The following is a 19,923-nucleotide window of genomic DNA, read 5'->3' on the forward strand; positions in this document are numbered from 1 at the left end:
GCTGCCACTTCTGTCGGAGTAGAATTGATTTCGGCTGCTGTCATTGAACCGACCTTTGAATTCTTTTTCCGGGCGATAGCCTCTTGGATAGTTGCCATTACTTCGTCCGGCTTTTCCCACCAGTCCATTGTCCATATCCGGTAGATGTCCCATCCGAGTGCTTTCAATACATTATTCTGCACAATTTCCCGGTCACGTGCGGTCTTGGTGCGTTTGTAGTTTTTACCGTCGCAGATAATACCTAACTGATAGTTAGAGGTATTTTCGGTGTCGACGATACCTATGTCTATCTTGTATCCGGAGCAACCTATGTCTGTATGCACGGTGTAACCCAATGAGCGCAGTCTGTCGGCAATGATCGTTTCGATGGAGACTGTTGCTTCCGACAGTTGTCTTGGCACACTGCTGATGGTGCTTCGGGTTCCCTTCTCCGCATATTCGAGGAAACGTTTTAGTCCGGCTACTCCAATAGAAGAAGTCCGGTTCAGGTCGATCATCTCCGACCTTAGGGTGGAATAGATAATCATCTCATACCGGGCACGGGAAACGGCTACATTCAATCTTCTTTCGCCGCCTGCCCGGTTCAGTGGTCCGAAATTCATGCTGACGCGCCCTTCTGCATCCGGGCCATAGCCCACAGAGAAGAGAATAACATCGCGTTCGTCTCCCTGCACATTCTCCAGATTCTTGATAAATAACGGTTCGTCGCATTCCAGCGCAAGAGTTTCCAGTTCGGGGTAAAAGATAAAAAGGTCGGATAATAGGTCTTCTATCAAGGCTTGTTGGACAATGCTGAAAGTGACTACACCGATACTTTTCTTTCTTAATTCCTCGCTTCTCAATCTTCTGGCTATTTCGTCCACCACAGCTTGAGCTTCCGCCCGGTTCTGGCGCGACTTGCCTTTATCATAGTAACCGTTGATGTTGACTATCCTGACTTTCGATTCAATGTTGTCCGGTGAGGGGAAAGTCATCAGTTTGTTATCGTAATATTCGGAGTTGCTGAAAGCGATGAGGCTCTCATGTTTGCTTCGGTAGTGCCATAATAAATATTTGGAAGGGATAGACAGAGCGAGACAGTCGTCAAGGATACTCTCCAAATCTTCCATTTCAATGTTGTCTTCATCAATGGTGTTGACCGAGAAGAAACTGGTAGGAGGCATTTGTTTCGGGTCGCCTACGATAATGACGTTTTTACCCCGTGCAATGGCGCCCACCGCTTCATAAGTAGGCATCTGTGAGGCTTCATCAAAGACAATCAAATCAAATTTATCAGCGTCCGTATCGATGAATTGAGCGACGGAAAGAGGACTCATCAGCATACACGGGCACATGCGCGACAACAAAGTGGGAATTTGGTCGAATAGCTTGCGAATAGATATGCCGCGGGCATTGTTGCGGATATTCTTTTGAAGGATACCCACTTCGGAACTTTGGATGGCTTCGTGAGTGAAAGACGGAATGTTGGAGGCCAACCGGGCAAATAATTCTCTTTGGGTCGTTTCTTCGAATTTGGCGGATATTTGTTTGTATTTAGCAATGATATCATTGAATATCTTACCGTTGAATAATTCCAAAGTCGGCTCTTTGGCAATGATATACCGGATAGCCGCCTGATAGAAACTCTTGCGGAAGCTGTCTGTAAGTTGGCTGGTAGGAATATTCTTTTCTTTATATTCCGTCGCGATAAATCCTATTCCCAGACTATGCAGGGTTTGGTAGGCTTGTAGCCACTGATACCAGTCCTTGAGCTTGTCGAGGTTCTCTTTCCAGGTTCGGGCTTTTGACAAGGCAATCGTTATCCAGTCGGCTGAATCGGTATAAAGTTCTTCGATCGAGATACCCAGCATGCCGGACAATTTCTTTTCGGTGGCTGTGAGTGTATCTGCGAGCTGATACAGTTCATTGAAAGAATGAGCATGGATGTCTCTGAATGTTTGAATTCCTTCAGTGAGTTGTGCGGACAAATTCTGCTTGATTTGCGAAACTTTGGCAATGTCTTTTGCGTAGTTCAACAAATGCGAATGAAGGGAAGTCATGTCGTCGATTATCTGCTCAATGGTGTTCCAATCCTCGTTCTTGCCGGGGCGTCCGAATAGGGAGGGAAGTTGCCCGATGTATTTCCGGACGGCTTCTGCTTCTTCCTGATACCGGATAATGCGGTGGAGCAGAGGTTTGATGTCTTCTGTTTCAATCGTTTTTAAAGCATATACGTTGATTGCCTTTCTGATTTTCCGTTGTCCGAAATATCTGGGAAGGAACCATTGACCGGATACCCGGTTCCATTCGGCTAACATCTGCTTTGCGTTGATGGACAGGATTTCTTGGATGAATCCGGTTTCTATCTCTTTCCTTTGTTCATCCCGTTTCCGTCCGTGAACCACTACTTCCCGGTATTCATTCAGTGTTTCGTTGAGCAATGGCAAAGTCAGCAATCCGGGAGTCAGTTCCGGAATGTCGAGTATTCTCCGGATGATGTGGGAGATTGTCTGGAAATCCTTGCGTGTAGGGTGTATATCCGTATCTTTTAGAAGTATGGAGAATACATCCAGCTTCTGCCGGATGGTGGTCAACAGGTCGATAAATCCGGTGAGCAGTTGGGAGGATCCCTCCTTAACGGCTGATGAATATTCGGTAATCGAGATACCGGTTAATGGATGCTGGTAAGGATGTCCACACGCATTGGCCGTCCGGACTAGCAGCTCGATGGCATCTTCCCATTGGGCAAATGTGTCTTTATCTAATGTATCCAGATAAGCTTGTGGAATATCAAAACAAGATTCGACGTCCACGGATTGATAATGAATAATGGCGTCATATAATGAAACTCCGAACGGGTATTCTTTATGCAGGGCTTCGATATATTGATTCAATTCCGCCCGTAAATTCAGCAGGCGTTCCGCTTCCTTTCTGAATTCTTCGGGAGGTGTCTGCCTGATAATTTCCGTAGTTTCTTTCAGTTGCGAGATAACGGCGGATTTCTTTGTTTTGTTGGAATGAATTTCCAGACAGAATGGAGCTAGGCCGATAGCTGCCAATCTGTTTTGCACAACGGAGAGGGCAGCCATCTTTTCCGCTACAAATAAGACTCGTTTTCCTTTGTAAAGCGCGTTGGCGATGATATTGGTAATCGTTTGCGATTTTCCTGTTCCCGGAGGGCCGTGCAGGATGAAAGTCTTGTCGTGTACGGCTTCGTAGATAGCTTCCAGCTGCGAAGAATCGGCGATGATGGGTAATACAATGTCTGCGGGCGACACTTGTTTGTCCATATCTGTTGCATCTATTTCCTCTGTGGCGGCTTCCCATTCTATCTTTCCGTTGATGAGGCTGGACACAATCTTGTTCTGAACCAGTTTGTTGGCATTGTTGTGAATATCATTCCACATGATGAACTTGTTGAAAGAGAAGATACCCAGAATCGCTTGCTCTTCCACGTCCCATTTACGCTGGTTCTTGATGCTGTTGCGGATAATGGAATAGATCAGTTTGACGTTTACACCGCTTTCGTCGGTAGGTAACGGGTCCAATCCTGATATGGAGATTCCGAAGTTTTGGCGAAGCATTTCCAATAAGGTGATATTCATCATCGTTTCCTCTTCCCGGGAACGGATTACGTAACCTTTGGCTGCTGATTTACGGATAATTTCAACCGGTAATAGCAAGATGGGGGCATAGCGGGGACGTTCGCTGGAAGGTGTCTCGTACCATTTCAAAAGTCCGAGAGCCAGATAGAGTGTGTTGGCTCCATTCTCTTCGATAGAAGTACGCGAAGAGCGGTATAAGTGAGTCAGTGCCTTACCTAAATCGTTTTCGGGCAGATAGAAACGTAACCTTTTCTGTGAAAGTTCCGAGTTGATGAAACCAACCATGGGATCAGACTCCGGTATGGAGGAATAAATCCCGAAGTCCATCGCCGGACTTTCCCAATCGGCAGGGCGGTGGAGGATGCGGAATTCTTCTCCGTCGGCCAATGCATCTTCCAGACAGGATAGATTAGCCGGGATGAGTTGGAGCGTGTTTTTGGTAATCCGGATATTCAGCAGGTTGTTGCGCAGGCTTAAATCCAGCAACCGTCTTTCCCATAACAGTTGTTTGGTGATTACGGTCTGGGTTTCATTGCCCGATAAATCATACGGATTGATACTTTGCGGAGTGGCATGAACGGCACTTTTTTGAATGTCGGTCTCCTTTTCTTCTACTTCCCATACCTGTCCATGCAAAATGCGTTGGGGGATGGGGCGGATGCCCGAATGTCTCGCTCTTTTCACATCTATGGCAAGAATGAAACTGTTTCCATCCGTCAACTTTCCGTTCGCTTTCTTCACAGCATCGTCGAAATCGGACGAATGGCCCATGTTCATGCAGGTCGTTTCAATTAAGGTAATGTCGTAGATTCCTTCGGCTGTCCGTTTGGTTAACAGGGAAACATCGTCAATGGTAGGATCCGGAAAAGTCTCCGGCACTAGCCAGGCTCCCGCAAAAGCATGCCCTTGAGTGATGATAATGAGTGCATTCAGACCGATTGCTTCCAGGCAGGAAGCATAGAGCAAGGCCATATCCAGACAGGTTCCCAGTTTTTGTGCCATTACGGAGTCGACTAGCCGTACACGTTGCCCATATTCCTCGAAGCTGGCGGGGATGGTGCTGTATATAATCTGTTGTTCCGTGATAGCCGTGTAGATGGCGGCCATCTGTTTCCTTACCCGGTCCGGAGTGCGGCTTTGATATTCGTCAAGGGACGGATTATCAGTCCATTGTCCCAGGATGGAAGCGGCTCTCTTGATGATCGGCACAATAGCTGTATGATTGGGGGTGATGAAAGCGGCCAGCATTTCGGGCAATACATTAAGCCCTCCCCATTGGTCGTATGCCAGAATGTCGATAGGGTAGGTTTGGCAGAATACGGATTCTGCTTCGGAAGTAATTTCAATTTTCAGATTGCCGGATAAACGTTCGGTCAGCTGTGTGAAATAGTTGGCGGACAAAGTGAGATTGAATGACGACAGGCATATCGATTCATTGGGCGGAATCTGTGCCACAGCTATCGGAGCGGCGTTTCCGAAAGTCGGTTCTGTCGTGATTTGTACCTGAATGTCCTTCAGCGGGGCAGGCGTTGTATTCTCAATAGAAAGCTGATGAATGATTGATGCACCGTTTTGTTGTATCGCAAAATTAATAAGCGGTAAATAGTCGCATTGCACCTTGACTTTGTCCAATCTCTCGTCCATGGCAAAAACTGTATAAATTAAAGATTGCAATATTACAAAAAATACGGATATAATTCTCTTTTCTTCTGCCATTCTTTTGTCAATCAAGAAAATATTCCTACCTTTGCGCCCGATTTATAGATAATATAATGTCTTATTTAATTAAAGTATTAAACAATTTATTTATTAATGGAAAACTTAAAGAACGTAGCTCCTATTGAAGATTTCAACTGGGATGCTTATGAAAATGGCGAAACAGTAACCAACGTTAGCCACGATGAACTGGAAAAAGCTTACGACGGTACGCTTAACAAAGTGAACGACCGTGAGGTTGTTGACGGAACCGTAATCGCAATGAACAAGCGTGAAGTAGTTGTGAACATCGGTTACAAATCAGACGGTATCATCCCATTGAATGAGTTCCGTTACAATCCGGATCTGAAGATCGGTGATACAGTAGAAGTATACATCGAAAATCAGGAAGACAAAAAAGGACAGCTCGTTCTGTCACACAGAAAAGCTCGCGCTACTCGTTCTTGGGATCGCGTTAACGCTGCTCTGGAAAATGAAGAAATTATCAAGGGTTACATCAAGTGCCGCACTAAGGGTGGTATGATCGTAGACGTATTCGGAATCGAAGCATTCTTGCCGGGTTCTCAGATCGACGTTAAACCGATCCGTGACTATGATGTATTCGTTGGCAAAACAATGGAATTCAAAGTGGTTAAAATCAACCAGGAATTCAAGAACGTTGTTGTATCTCACAAGGCTCTTATCGAAGCTGAACTGGAACAACAGAAGAAAGAAATTATCGGTAAACTTGAAAAAGGACAAGTTCTTGAAGGAACTGTTAAAAATATCACCTCTTACGGTGTATTCATCGACCTTGGTGGCGTAGACGGTTTGATCCACATCACTGACCTTTCTTGGGGACGTGTTAGCGATCCGAAAGAAGTGGTTGAGCTGGATCAGAAACTCAACGTTGTTATCCTTGACTTCGATGACGAAAAGAAACGTATCGCTCTTGGCTTGAAACAACTGACTCCGCACCCATGGGATGCGCTTGATACTGACTTGAAGGTTGGTGACAAGGTGAAAGGTAAAGTGGTCGTTATGGCTGACTACGGTGCATTCATCGAAATCGCTCCGGGCGTAGAAGGTTTGATCCACGTTTCAGAAATGTCTTGGAGCCAACACCTGCGTTCTGCACAAGATTTCATGAAGGTAGGCGACGAAGTAGAAGCTGTTGTGCTGACACTTGATCGTGAAGAACGTAAGATGTCTCTGGGTATCAAACAACTGAAACAAGATCCATGGGAAACTATCGAAGAAAAGTATCCTGTAGGTTCTAAGCATACTGCAAAAGTACGTAACTTCACTAACTTCGGTGTATTCGTAGAAATCGAAGAAGGTGTTGACGGCTTGATCCACATCTCTGACCTTTCTTGGACTAAGAAAGTAAAACACCCATCAGAATTTACTCAGATTGGTGCTGACATCGAAGTTCAGGTATTGGAAATCGACAAAGAAAACCGTCGTTTGAGCCTTGGTCACAAACAACTCGAAGAAAATCCTTGGGATGTATTCGAAACTGTGTTCACTGTAGGTTCTGTACACGAAGGTACAATCATCGAAATGTTGGATAAGGGTGCTGTTGTAGCTCTTCCTTACGGTGTAGAAGGTTTCGCAACTCCGAAACACCTTGTAAAAGAAGACGGTTCACAAGCACAGTTGGATGAGAAACTTGAATTCAAAGTGATCGAGTTCAACAAAGACGCTAAGAGAATCATCCTGTCTCACAGCCGTATCTTCGAAGATGTAGCTAAGGCTGAAGAAAGAGCAGAAAAGAAAGCTGCTTCTGGTGCTAAGAAGTCATCTTCTAGCAACAAGAGAGAAGATTCTCCGATGATCCAGAACCAGGCTGCTTCAACTACGCTGGGCGATATTGACGCTCTTGCTGCATTGAAAGAACAGTTGGAAGGAAAGAAATAATCTGAATAGAATATTTTCCAATGAAAGGCGCTCCCGTTTGGGGGCGCTTTTTTTATTCACCACAGATTTAAGAAATGAAGATAAGAGGGAATTTAATTCAGACATAAGAACAAAAGAATAAAATAGCAGTTCAATAAGCAACAGAAATAATTTTCAAAGCGCTGCCTTTATGTTCTTTTGTTCTTATGTCTAAAAATAAATTATCAAAATCTGTATTAATCTGTGTAACCCTGGGGTGAAATATTTCCTTTTCCTTTGCAAGATTAAATGTGAAATGTCCTATCTTTGCATACCATGGAAAAATTTGAGTTACATATATTGGGATGCGGTTCTGCTTTGCCTACTACGCGACATTTTGCGACCTCTCAAGTCGTAAACTTGCGTGAAAAACTATTTATGATTGATTGTGGCGAGGGAGCACAGATGCAATTACGCCGCTCGCGACTGAAATTTTCCCGATTAAATCATATCTTCATCTCTCATCTACATGGTGACCATTGTTTCGGATTGTTGGGACTGATCTCTACATTCGGATTATTAGGGAGAACTGCTGATTTACATATTCATTCTCCAAGAGGACTGGAAGAGTTGTTTGCGCCGATGCTTGCTTTCTTTTGCAAGACTTTGACTTATAAGGTGTTCTTCCATGAATTCGAAACGAAAGAACCGATGCTCATTTACGATGACCGTTCGGTGACTGTAACCACAATCCCTTTAAAACATCGAATTCCCTGTTGTGGTTTCCTTTTTGAAGAAAAACAGCGTCCTAATCATATCATCAGAGACATGGTAGACTTTTATAAAGTCCCGGTCTATGAACTGAACCGCATCAAGAACGGAGCGGATTTTGTAACTCCCGAGGGAGAAGTAATACCCAATTTACGTTTAACCCGCCCTTCGGCTCCGGCGCGTAAATATGCTTATTGTTCCGATACAATCTATCGTCCGTCCCTTGCTGAACAAATTAAAAATGTAGATTTGCTTTTCCATGAGGCCACCTTTGCACAGACCGAGCAGGCACGCGCCAAGGAAACTTATCATACCACTGCTGCACAAGCTGCGCAGCTTGCTTTGGATGCCAATGTGAGACAACTGGTGATCGGACATTTTTCCGCCCGTTATGAAGATGAATCTGTCTTACTTCATGAAGCGTCCGCCATTTTTCCACAAACCATTTTAGCGAAAGAAAATTTGTGTATTGACGTTGATGGAGGGACTGTCTATGAAAAGTAGTCGACTGCTTTGGGGAGTAATCATCCTGCTCTTCGGTTGCTTGGCAGCCTGTAAAAAAGAGAAACCTCAATCTCCGATACCGGATTCTTTGTCTTCCCTCCAGGAACTGTTCCATCCTGCTTATCAAATAAATGCAGACAGCATTCATCAGATGATTCGTATTTGCCTGAACGAAAATCCGGTAACTCCCTGGGATTCGGTTTTGCTGGCACATTATCAGGAAAAGGATGAATTCTTTTGGCTGAACGATTCTCTCATATCCGATAAACCTGCCGTACAGGTGGCAGACTCGATGTTATTCTGGTTAGGAAACATTTCACAACATGGAGTTAATCCGAATCTGTATCCTGTCGATAGCATCCGTGAGGAATTGCAACAGATACGAACCTTGAAACTGCGTGAAGGGAAAACGATGAACCGTCTGCTGGCAGACGTGGAGTATCAGTTAACAGCCGCCTATCTTTCGTATGTGTGTCAATTGAAATTCGGATTCTTGCCTCCGGAGCGCAGATGGAATGATTCGAACGACCACATTCCTTTAAAACAATGTGACGTGAAGTTTGCAATGGCCGCTCTCGACTCTTTGCGTGCAAATCCTAACGCCGCTTTTCACCGGGCGCAACCCGCTTCCCCGCTTTATCATAAGATGCAGGAAGAGCTGGTTCGTGTGAATGGCTGGGGAGTGACAGATACTACGGATTATTATCGCGACCGCCTATTGGTAAACATGGAGCGGGCACGTTGGCAATATGCATTGGATAAAGGACGAAAATATGTGATAGCTAATGTGGCGGCATTTATGTTGCAAGCCGTCAACGAAGAAACAGACTCTATCCTGGAGATGCGTATTTGTGTAGGGACTGTGAAGAATAAAACTCCTCTATTGTCAAGCAGGATTTATTATATGGAACTGAATCCTTACTGGAATGTGCCTCAAAGCATAATTCGGAAAGAGATCATTCCTACTTACCGCAGAGATACGACGTATTTTACCCGTAACCGCATGAAGGTATACGATAAGAATGGACTCCAGGTAGATCCCCACAGTATTAAATGGGCGAAGTATGCAGGAAGTGGCGTACCTTATACGGTGAAGCAGGACAACAAAACAGGGAATTCCTTGGGACGTATCATCTTCCGTTTTCCCAATCCTCATTCCGTATATCTGCATGACACTCCGTCACGGTGGGCTTTTACACGGAATAATCGTGCGGTGAGCCACGGTTGCGTCCGTCTTCAAAAAGCACTCGACTTCGCGTTCTTCCTGTTGAAAGAGCCGGATGAATTGTTGGAAGACCGTATTCGTATTGCAATGGATATCAAGCCGGTGAGTGAAGAGGGAAAGAAGCTGCCCATCAGTGCGGCTTATCGTGAATTGAAACATTATAGTTTGGAACAATATATACCTTTATTTATAGATTATCAGACGGTTTATCTGTCTGCCGATAATAATTTGAGGTATTGTGAGGACATTTATAAATATGATCCGTCCTTACTAGAGGCGATGAATAACCTGAATTTGAAACCATAAATAAACATACAGATACGAGAGATTATGATTCCTTATAACGAACGCGAAGTTCTGAAACTCCTTCAGGAGGAGAGTACACAGCGGAAAGGATTTGAAATGATTGTGGGGCAGTATAGCGAGCAATTGTATTGGCAAATCCGCCGGATGGTACTGTCGCATGAGGATGCGAACGATCTCCTGCAAAACACTTTCATCAAGGCATGGACGAATATCGATTATTTCCGTGCCGAGGCGAAGCTGTCGACCTGGCTCTATCGCATCGCGCTGAATGAGTGTCTTACCTTTCTGAATAAGCAGCGTGCCATGACTACCGTGGATATTGACGATCCCGAAGCAGTAGTTGTGCAAAAGCTGGAAAGTGACGCCTACTTTTCGGGCGACAAGATACAGATGTGCTTGCAAAAAGCCCTGCAGACTTTGCCCGAAAAGCAGCGTATGGTGTTCAACCTGAAATACTATCAGGAAATGAAGTACGAAGAGATGTCGGAGATCTTCGGCACGTCGGTCGGTGCACTGAAAGCATCTTATCATCATGCGGTGAAGAAAATTGAGAAGTTTTTAGAAGAAATAGATTAAACCTTTTAAATGAGACACTGTCTAATGAAAAGAGAGGAGAAAAACGTATGAAAGAAGAAGATATTTTATTGAAGAAGCTTGGAAAGGAAAATTCCTTCAAAGTGCCCGATGGTTACTTTGAGAACCTGACTTCGGAGGTAATGAATAAACTTCCTGAAAAGAGAAAGTTGCTTTTAAGGAAGAGCCTGTCAGCACATGGACAAGACTGAAACCATTGCTCTATATGGCAGCTATGTTCGTAGGGGCGGCCTTGATTATCCGGGTAGCGTCAACAGATCATAAACCTGCTGCAGCAGATGATGTAGCGGTGACAGAAGTGGATACTGAAGTAGTCGTATCTGACGAAATGATTGATGTAGCAGTGGATCGTGCCATGCTGGATGATTATTCGTTATATGTTTATTTGAGTGACGCAAGTGTAGAATGATTTATAAAAACTGATTGAATACAGAAAATGAGAAAACTTATCGCATTGGTCGTTTTGTTATGTGGCTTTATGCCTGTTCTTTGGGCTGCTGATGGATGTGATCAGCATTTATCACGGGAGGAGTTCAGGGCAAAACAAAAAGCTTTCATTATCGAACAGGCTGGATTGAATAAAGAAGAAGCAGCCAAGTTCTTTCCCGTTTATTTTGAACTCCAGGATAAAAAGAAGAAACTGAATGATGAGTCATGGGATTTGATGCGCAAAGGCAAGGATGATAAAACAACGGAAGCTCAATATGCAGAAATCAACGAGAAAGTAGCCAACAACCGTATTGCTGCCGACCAGCTTGATAAAACTTATTTGGGTAAGTTTAAAAAGATTCTTTCAAGCAAGAAGATTTTTCTCGTGCAACGTGCAGAGATGCGTTTTCACCGCGAAATGATAAAAGGTATGAATCGTAGCAAAGACAAGGGAGACGATTCAAAGAAGAAATAAAGAAAACAGAGCGTCCGATTCGTATGAACAGACGCTCTGTTTGAGTAAAATGGAGGCTCTGTCCGGTGGGAATAGAGCCTCTGTTTTTTTATGCCGGTAAGGAAGTTACAGTCCTTTTTTCTTTGCTTCATTCCAAATGGCATCCATCTCTTCGAGAGACATATCTTTCAGACTTTTTCCTTCCTTGATGGTGTGCTCTTCCAGATAATTGAAACGGCGGATAAACTTCTGGTTGGTAAGTTCTAGTGCATTATCGGGATTGATTTTATAAAGGCGTGCCGCATTGATGAGGCTGAACATCACGTCGCCGAATTCAGCTTCCGCTTTCTCTTTATCCATGTTGGCCACTTCCTCCTGAAACTCACCTATTTCTTCTTTCACTTTATCCCAAACCTGTTCCCGTTCTTCCCAGTCGAAACCTACATTGCGGGCTTTGTCCTGAATACGGTAAGCCTTGATAAGCGAGGGCAGGGCAGCGGGCACACCGCTTAATACACTCTTATTTCCATCTTTCTCTTTAAGTTTCAACTGTTCCCAGTTCTCGGAAACTTGTCCGGCTGTCTCTGCTTTCACCTCTCCGAAGACATGCGGATGGCGGAAAATCAGCTTATCGCACAGCTTGTCGCAAACATCTTTGATGTCAAAATCTCCTGTTTCCGAGCCTATCTTAGCATAGAAAGCGACGTGCAATAATACGTCTCCCAACTCTTTGCAGATTTCTTTCTTGTCATCCCTCATCAGGGCATCGCAAAGTTCGTAAGTCTCTTCTATGGTGTTGGGACGCAGACTTTCATTCGTCTGTTTACGGTCCCAGGGACATTTAACACGCAGTTCGTCGAGAATGTCCAGGAAGCGTCCAAAGGCTTCCATCTGTTCTTGTCTGGTATGTGACATAAATCTATCTATTTAATTCATTTTTTTCCATTCCTGGTAAGAAATCAATAACCCTACTACTTCCGAGTAGTTCTGGCGGCCACTTTCTATCTTGTTTCCTTTCAGGTAAAGATCGTATATCCAATCCTGTACGGCTCCCACTACCGGGCTATACTTGGCAGCCCAATAGGCTTGATTATTCTTGGCTAATTCAATAATTTCCGGTCGGATGCGTTGAAAGAGTTTTGTATATTCTTCTTCTGAAAGTAATCTTTTTGCATTCCCCAGTACATGCCCCAGTACAGAGAAATATCCGGAGAAACGGATACCCATTGCCTGTGAACGGGTACAAACCTGATAGGCATAGAAATTGGCTTCCGCTTCGCTGGTGATACCTAACAAGTGGGCTAGTTCATGAGCATAAGTGGCGGGATAGTTGGCGGGAAGCAAATCTCCGTTAAGGGTGAATTCGCAGAAGAAAGGCCCCATGCTACCGGTTACTCCTACCATGGAAATGAACGGAGTAAACAACATGGTCTTTACTCTCGGATGATCGTGTGGAGGTCGGTGCACGCCCAAGCTATCACTTAACTGATTATAGATTCGTACGGTTTCTTCCCGTATCAAATCCTGGTTGATACTATTTACAGGGGTGTACGAACGATTTAATTGGGTGATATAGTCGTCAACGAACTCCTGAAAATTTTCGGGAGTGTAGGCTGTATACGGGATTTCGGTTCGTTGGTAAAAGTTCTTTTGAGAATAATTCAGTCCCCAAGCCAGATAGAACCATACATAAATCCACAACAGATATTCGCCGTCGCGCAATAAAACTTTCTTCCAAGGCAACTTTTTGCGGAGACGGGCATAAATAGGATAAATAATCACGCCCGCGATACTAAGGAAGATAAATAAGTCTCCTATCGCAAAAGGAAATAAATTGGAAAAAAACGACAAAACGTAAGAGATAAAAGGGTAGATTGTTTGCGAATAGATTGTTGCCAGAGCAGGAATCCATTGCGTTAGCCACACCAGGATTAAGATTGCTCCTAAGGCTAAATATCTTACATTTGGCTTCTTTTTCATCATTTGTTTAATATCAGTCAACAAAAATATGCATTAAATAGACGTCGCGCGAAAAAATACCTCTATATTTGCAAAAAATCTGTTAACAATGGCTTTATAACTTGTATAATAGGGAAAGTCATTCAACATAAACCGGATAAAAGATGGCTACATCAGAAGAAATTGAAAAGTATTGCCGGAATTGCGTATCACGTGATTTCGTGAATGGTAAAGGTCTTGTTTGTAAGCGCACCAGAGAACTTCCTGCTTTTGAAGAAGAATGTGAAAGTTTTGAGAAAGATGAAGAGCTGGAAAGATTAGCCCCTCCCAAGCCGGAAGACTTCCCGGTATCTATGACAGAAGAAGAAATGCTTGCCGAAGAGAATCTCTCCAAAGGAGTACTGTACGCAGTCGCTGCCTGTATTGTGGGTGCGGTGGCATGGGGACTGATATCTGTTTCTACGGGTCGTCAGATTGGATTTATGCCCATTGCTATCGGATTTATGGTTGGCTTTGCCATGCGGAAAGGGAAAGGAATACGTCCCATTTTCGGAATTATCGGTGCGGCATTATCCCTGATTAGTTGTGTCCTGGGTGATTTCTTTTCCATTATCGGGTATATTTCCCAGGATTATGATATGTCCTATTTCGACGTTCTGGTAAGTGTGGACTATGGAGAAATATTCTCTATTATGCTGGAAAATGTGATGTCAATGACTGCTTTATTCTACGGATTCGCTCTTTATGAGGGGTATAAATTCTCTTTCCGTGCACAGAAACACCCCGAGGGTGGTAAGATTTGAATTTAAATTATTAATTTTGCACCCGTTATTTTTAGAATATACATTATCATATATACATAAAACAATATGGAATTAGCAAGTAAGTACAATCCCGCTGACGTGGAGGGAAAATGGTACCAGTATTGGCTGGACCATCATTTATTCAGTTCGAAACCCGATGGCCGTGAACCTTACACCATCGTCATTCCGCCCCCGAACGTCACCGGTGTGTTGCACATGGGACACATGCTTAATAATACCATTCAGGATATTTTAGTTCGTCGTGCCCGTATGGAAGGCAAGAATGCCTGCTGGGTACCGGGAACTGACCATGCTTCTATTGCTACTGAAGCTAAAGTAGTAAACAAACTTGCTGCTCAAGGCATCAAGAAAACCGACCTGACTCGTGACGAATTCCTGAAACATGCTTGGGATTGGACAGACGAACACGGAGGTATCATCCTGAAACAACTTCGTAAACTCGGTGCATCCTGCGACTGGGATCGTACTGCTTTCACTATGGACGAGAAACGCAGTGAAAGTGTACTGAAAGTTTTCGTAGACCTGTTCAATAAAGGATTGATCTACCGTGGTGTCCGTATGGTAAACTGGGACCCGAAGGCATTGACCGCTCTTTCTGACGAGGAAGTGATCTACAAAGAAGAGCACGGAAAACTATATTACCTCCGCTATAAAGTAGAAGGTGATCCGGAAGGACGCTATGCCGTAGTGGCAACTACCCGCCCTGAAACAATCATGGGTGACACAGCGATGTGTATCAACCCGAACGACCCGAAAAACGAATGGCTGAAAGGTAAGAAAGTGATCGTTCCGCTGGTAAACCGCGCCATCCCTGTGATTGAAGATGATTATGTAGACATCGAATTTGGTACAGGTTGCCTGAAAGTGACTCCTGCTCATGACGTAAACGACTATATGCTGGGTGAAAAGTACAACCTGCCTAGCATTGATATCTTCAACGATAACGGTACATTGAGCGAAGCTGCCGGTATGTATATCGGCATGGATCGTTTCGATGTTCGTATACAGATAGAGAAAGACCTCGAAGCTGCCGGACTGCTGGACAAGACAGAAGCCTATACAAATAAGGTAGGTTACTCGGAACGTACCAACGTAGTGATCGAACCGAAACTATCTATGCAATGGTTCCTCAAGATGCAGCATTTTGCAGACATGGCATTGCCTCCGGTAATGAACGATGAACTGAAGTTCTATCCTGCAAAATACAAGAATACCTACCGTCACTGGATGGAGAACATCAAAGACTGGTGTATCAGTCGTCAGTTGTGGTGGGGACATCGCATTCCTGCTTACTTCCTCCCGGAGGGCGGTTATGTGGTAGCTGCTACAGCAGAAGAAGCATTGGCAAAAGCGAAAGAGAAAACCGGCAATGCCGCCTTGACAATCGAAGATCTCCGTCAGGACGAAGATTGTCTGGATACCTGGTTCTCTTCCTGGTTGTGGCCTATCTCTTTGTTCGACGGAATCAACAATCCGGGTAACGAAGAAATCAACTATTACTATCCGACCAGCGACCTTGTGACAGGACCGGATATTATCTTCTTCTGGGTAGCCCGTATGATTATGGCAGGCTACGAGTACGAAGGACAGATGCCGTTTAAGAACGTTTACTTCACAGGGATCGTTCGTGATAAACTGGGACGTAAAATGTCCAAGTCACTCGGTAATTCTCCCGACCCGTTGGAGTTGATCGAGAAATACGGAGCCGATGGAGTACGTATGGGTATGATGCTTTCTGCTCCTGCCGGAAACGATATTCTTTTCGATGACGCACTTTGCGAACAGGGACGTAACTTCTGCAACAAGATATGGAATGCTTTCCGTCTGATTAAGGGCTGGACAAATGCCAAAGGTACTATTGAGATCCCTACCGATGCACATCTGGCAGTTCAGTGGTTTGACCAAAGACTGGATGCGGCAGCTGTTGAAGTGGCCGATCTCTTCTCCAAATATCGTTTGAGCGAAGCGTTGATGCTGGTTTACAAACTGTTCTGGGATGAATTCTCTTCTTGGCTGTTGGAAATCGTGAAACCTGCTTATGGACAGCCTGTTAATGGCTTTATTTATAGTATGGTTCTTAGCTCTTTCGAGCGTCTGCTTGAATTGCTGCATCCTTTTATGCCATTTATCACAGAAGAATTGTGGCAACAACTGCGTGAGCGTGAACCGGGTGAAAGTTTGATGGTTACTCAACTGTTTGAACCGGTCGGAGCAAATGAACAATTCCTGGCAGAGTTTGAAGTAGCTAAGGAAATCATCAGTAATGTCCGTAGCATCCGTTTGCAGAAAAACATTGCTCTGAAAGAAGAACTCGAATTGCAGGTTGTAGGCACTCATCCGGTAGAGAAATTGAATCCGGTGATTATCAAGATGTGTAACCTGTCTTCCGTAACAGTGGTAGAAAGCAAATCAGAAGGTGCTTCTTCTTTCATGATAGGAACGACCGAATTTGCCGTGCCATTGGGTAATATGATTGACGTGGAAGCCGAAATCGCCCGTATGGAAGCCGAATTGAAGCATAAAGAAGGATTCTTGCAGGGAGTGATGAAGAAACTTAGCAACGAGAAATTCGTCAATAATGCTCCGGCTGCCGTTCTTGAACTGGAACGTAAGAAGCAAACCGATGCAGAGAGCATCATTAATTCTTTGAAAGAAAGTATTGCGGCTTTGAAGAAATCATAATCCTTTGATACTTAATTTTATATAATAAAGGGCATCTCAATTCGTTTTGGGATGCCTTTTTTTTGCACTAAAGAAATTAATACTATCTTTGCTTCCGCTATTTATAGAATACCACAAATGAAACAATCGTTACGGATCATTCCATTCCTCCTTGGATTATTCCTTTTTATTGAAGGATTCTTATCACCTGCGTCAGCCCGAACCGAAAATACAAATAAAGAAGTACTGGTTTTAAACTCGATTAATTTCAATCTGCCTTGGGCTAAAAACTTTTATTGGTGTCTTCATGATGCTCTTCAGAAACAAGGAATTTCTGTGAAGGCGGAATCGCTTTCCGTACCTGCTCTGGTGAATGAGATGGAGGCGAATGCCGTAGTCACCCATTTGCGTCAGAAGTATCCGGAGCCTCCCACTGCTATTGTGATGATTGGAGATCCGGGATGGATTGTTTGCCGCGAATTATTTGATGATGTATGGAAAGAAGTTCCGGTAATCGTGACAAATGCCCGCGACCATTTACCTGCTTCTCTTGAGGTCTTATTATCTCATGCCCCGTTGACGGAAGCCAATACAGTTTCCGGCGATGAATGGAGGCGGGGATATAATATAACTATCTTGAAGCAATATTATTATGTAAAGGAGACAATCGATTTAATTTATAAACTGATACCTGATATGGAACGTCTGGCGTTTATCTCCGACGATAGGTATATCAGTGAAGAAACTCGCGGAGATGTAAAGGAAGCTGTAGAAGAGAACTTCCCGGACTTGAATCTGGATTTACTTTCCACCACTCAATTATCTACAGAAATGTTGTTGGATACTTTACGTTGTTATAAACCGAATACGGGAATCATTTATTATTCTTGGTTTGAGTCGCATAACAAAAATGATAATAACTATCTTTTTGATCATATTCAGGAAGTGATTGTCAATTTTACTCCATCTCCATTGTTTTTACTTTCTCCCGAAGACTTGTCGAATAATACTTTTGCAGGAGGATATTACGTTTCGACGGAATCGTTCTGTAAATCTTTGCTGGAAATACTTGGTCGTGTCTTGGATGGAGAACAGGCACGTGATATTCCCGGTGGGGCGGGAGGAGAAGGAAGTGCCAATCTCTGCTATCAAGTGTTGAAATCCTACAATATACCTTCTTCCCGCTATCCAGACGATGCGGTTTATGTCAATGAGCCCAAGACTTTTTTTCAACAGTATTACATTCAAATACTTTCCTGTTCATTCTTTTTGTTGATTTTGATTGTTGCTATCATATATTATATCAGCATTCTTCGGAAAGCATATAGTCGCCTGCATGAAGCAATGGAAAAAGCGGAACAGGCCAATCAATTGAAATCCGCATTCCTGGCTAATATGAGTCATGAGATACGTACCCCCTTGAATGCCATTGTAGGATTCTCCAATATGCTTCCTCATGTAGAAAACCGTGAAGAAATGTCCGAATATGTAGAACTCATTGGAACAAATACGGATTTGTTGCTCCAGTTGATTAATGATATTCTGGATTTGTCGAAGATTGAAGCCGGTACATTCGATTTCTATCCTGCCTTGATTGATGTGAACCAGACGCTTGAAGAAATCGAGCAAAGTATGCAGCTACGTCTTCGGCACAATAATGTGACTTTCACATTTGCGGAGAGACTGTCCCAATGTACATTGTATACGGATAAGAACCGTTTGATTCAGCTGCTTGCCAATTTTGCAGTTAACGCCATCAAATTTACAGAGGTGGGTACTATCCGTATGGGATATCGTTTGCTTGATCCTGAAACGATTTATTTTTATGTGTCGGATACAGGCTGTGGAATGTCTTCTGAACAGTGTATTCATGTCTTCGAACGGTTTGTGAAGTACAATTCCTTTGTGCAAGGTACCGGACTGGGACTTTCTATCTGCCATACGATTGTAGACCGCTTGGGAGGGAAAATAGGAGTGGAGTCGAAAGAGAACAAAGGATCTACTTTCTGGTTTACCTTACCTTATCGGCAGAATTAATGCTTTACTTCTTTCCAATCTATCAGTAGATAAGTTGCTATACTCTTATTGCAAACTTCCTTTCCCTTATTGGATAAGTTGTCTTTGACCAAGAAGAAACTATAAACGCAAGTTCTGATTGTATAATTGCAAGTTGCATTTATATAACCGGAACTTGCAGTTGTATAAATGAAGCTTGCAATTATAGTTTTCTCGTAGCCAAAAAGAAGTTTGGCAGTAGGGGAATGCAAGTTTACCTCTAATACAACGGAAGTTATCTATTAGTACTTTAATAGACAGATAGTAATAGATAAGAAAATAGATGGTTGGTTTTAAGGAAATAGAATCGGTAGTAATAATGGCAGATAATCCTTTAAATCTACGCGTAGTTGCTTTAATGCTTGTTGAATACGGTAATCTACTGTTTTGGGAGATATTCCCAGAATTTCCGCTATTTCTTTATAACTCATATCCCGGAACCTATGCATCACAAAAGCTTCCCGATAACTTTCCGGCAATGTGGCGATGGCATCCTTGATGCGTTGTGTCAACTCTTCAACTTGATAAAGATCCGTATCTTGCAGCATCTCCTGCATCTCTTCATAAAATCGAGTGTCGGCACGTTGGGTGGCATCAATATGTGCAAGCTTGTTCAGAGCTTTGCGGTATATCATTTTAAAGAGGTATGAACTAAGTGAAGTTTCGATAATCAGATTTTCTCTGTTTTCCCAAATCCATAAAAGAGAGTCCTGCACAATTTCTTCCGCATCTTCCAGATCTACAAAACGATGACCATAAGCACACAGTGCCGGATAATACCTCCGAAACAGTGCATCAAATGCTTTTTGGTCGCCTCGCTGTATAGCAGATAATAGGAAATTGCTTTCTGACAGGTGAACTTCTTTCATGTATTAGTTTGATATTTCACTGCAAATATAGCTTTTTTATAAGAAAACAAAGATTTTCTGAAAAAAAATGAGATTTGGTTTAGGAATTCCACAAGTCTCTCTTGTCTTATAGTAA

Annotated in this window: 12 protein-coding genes and 1 pseudogene; 9 read left to right on the forward strand and 4 right to left on the reverse strand. The window is 43.4% G+C overall.

The genetic code is table 11. The annotated features are described in order from the left end of the window. A partial coding sequence (locus BSCG_RS18335; protein ID WP_032849451.1) for a DUF4011 domain-containing protein occupies positions 1-5,300 on the reverse strand: 5,300 nt, incomplete at its 3' end. Positions 5,301-5,396: 96 nt separating this feature from the next. On the opposite strand from BSCG_RS18335, the gene rpsA reads away from it, so the two are divergent. From rpsA to BSCG_RS18305, 6 genes and pseudogenes are all read left to right on the forward strand, one after another. Then, positions 5,397-7,199, forward strand: a complete 1,803-nt coding sequence (gene rpsA, locus BSCG_RS18330; protein ID WP_004301842.1) for a 30S ribosomal protein S1 — start codon at positions 5,397-5,399, stop codon at positions 7,197-7,199. Between the two features lie 294 nt (positions 7,200-7,493). Continuing rightward, on the forward strand, positions 7,494-8,432 hold the full coding sequence (locus BSCG_RS18325; RefSeq protein ID WP_008775508.1) for a ribonuclease Z: 939 nt from the start codon (positions 7,494-7,496) through the stop codon (positions 8,430-8,432). Next, complete coding sequence (locus BSCG_RS18320; RefSeq protein WP_231510936.1) at positions 8,422-9,963, forward strand: L,D-transpeptidase family protein; 1,542 nt, start codon at positions 8,422-8,424, stop codon at positions 9,961-9,963. Before BSCG_RS18325 ends, BSCG_RS18320 begins: the two co-directional genes overlap by 11 nt. Before the next feature lie 24 nt (positions 9,964-9,987). Continuing rightward, on the forward strand, positions 9,988-10,539 hold the full coding sequence (locus BSCG_RS18315) for an RNA polymerase sigma factor (RefSeq protein WP_004304634.1): 552 nt from the start codon (positions 9,988-9,990) through the stop codon (positions 10,537-10,539). Between the two features lie 47 nt (positions 10,540-10,586). Then, positions 10,587-10,966: pseudogene (locus BSCG_RS18310) on the forward strand (hypothetical protein). Positions 10,967-10,993: 27 nt separating this feature from the next. Then, a complete protein-coding gene (locus tag BSCG_RS18305) occupies positions 10,994-11,461 on the forward strand; it encodes a hypothetical protein (RefSeq protein ID WP_004301847.1) in 468 nt (155 codons plus the stop codon). A 105-nt stretch (positions 11,462-11,566) separates the two neighbouring features. Here the strand turns inward: BSCG_RS18305 and mazG are convergent, their stop codons facing one another. Next, positions 11,567-12,355: a nucleoside triphosphate pyrophosphohydrolase gene (gene mazG / locus BSCG_RS18300; RefSeq protein WP_008775510.1), complete on the reverse strand. Its 789-nt coding sequence runs from the start codon at positions 12,353-12,355 to the stop codon at positions 11,567-11,569. 12 nt (positions 12,356-12,367) lie between these two features. After that, entirely contained in the window at positions 12,368-13,423 is a 1,056-nt protein-coding gene (locus BSCG_RS18295) for a DUF3810 domain-containing protein (RefSeq protein ID WP_032849429.1), read from the reverse strand. A gap of 140 nt (positions 13,424-13,563) precedes the next feature. Here BSCG_RS18295 and BSCG_RS18290 point away from each other — a divergent pair, with 140 nt between their 5' ends. The 3 genes from BSCG_RS18290 to BSCG_RS18280 all read left to right on the forward strand — a co-directional run bounded on the left by BSCG_RS18290 (position 13,564) and on the right by BSCG_RS18280 (position 18,921). After that, positions 13,564-14,202 (forward strand): hypothetical protein, encoded by a 639-nt coding sequence (locus BSCG_RS18290; RefSeq protein WP_004309825.1) that lies wholly within the window; start codon positions 13,564-13,566, stop codon positions 14,200-14,202. A 66-nt stretch (positions 14,203-14,268) separates the two neighbouring features. Beyond that, complete coding sequence (locus tag BSCG_RS18285) at positions 14,269-16,905, forward strand: valine--tRNA ligase (protein ID WP_008775512.1); 2,637 nt, start codon at positions 14,269-14,271, stop codon at positions 16,903-16,905. Between the two features lie 117 nt (positions 16,906-17,022). Beyond that, positions 17,023-18,921 (forward strand): sensor histidine kinase, encoded by a 1,899-nt coding sequence (locus BSCG_RS18280; RefSeq protein ID WP_008775513.1) that lies wholly within the window; start codon positions 17,023-17,025, stop codon positions 18,919-18,921. A gap of 311 nt (positions 18,922-19,232) precedes the next feature. On the opposite strand, the gene BSCG_RS18270 is transcribed toward BSCG_RS18280, so the two are convergent. Further along, complete coding sequence (locus tag BSCG_RS18270; protein WP_004304640.1) at positions 19,233-19,808, reverse strand: RNA polymerase sigma-70 factor; 576 nt, start codon at positions 19,806-19,808, stop codon at positions 19,233-19,235. Positions 19,809-19,923 lie beyond the last annotated feature (115 nt).

Origin of the sequence: Bacteroides sp. 2_2_4, from assembly GCF_000157055.1 — a bacterium.
GTDB classification, from domain to species: Bacteria; Bacteroidota; Bacteroidia; order Bacteroidales; family Bacteroidaceae; genus Bacteroides; species Bacteroides ovatus.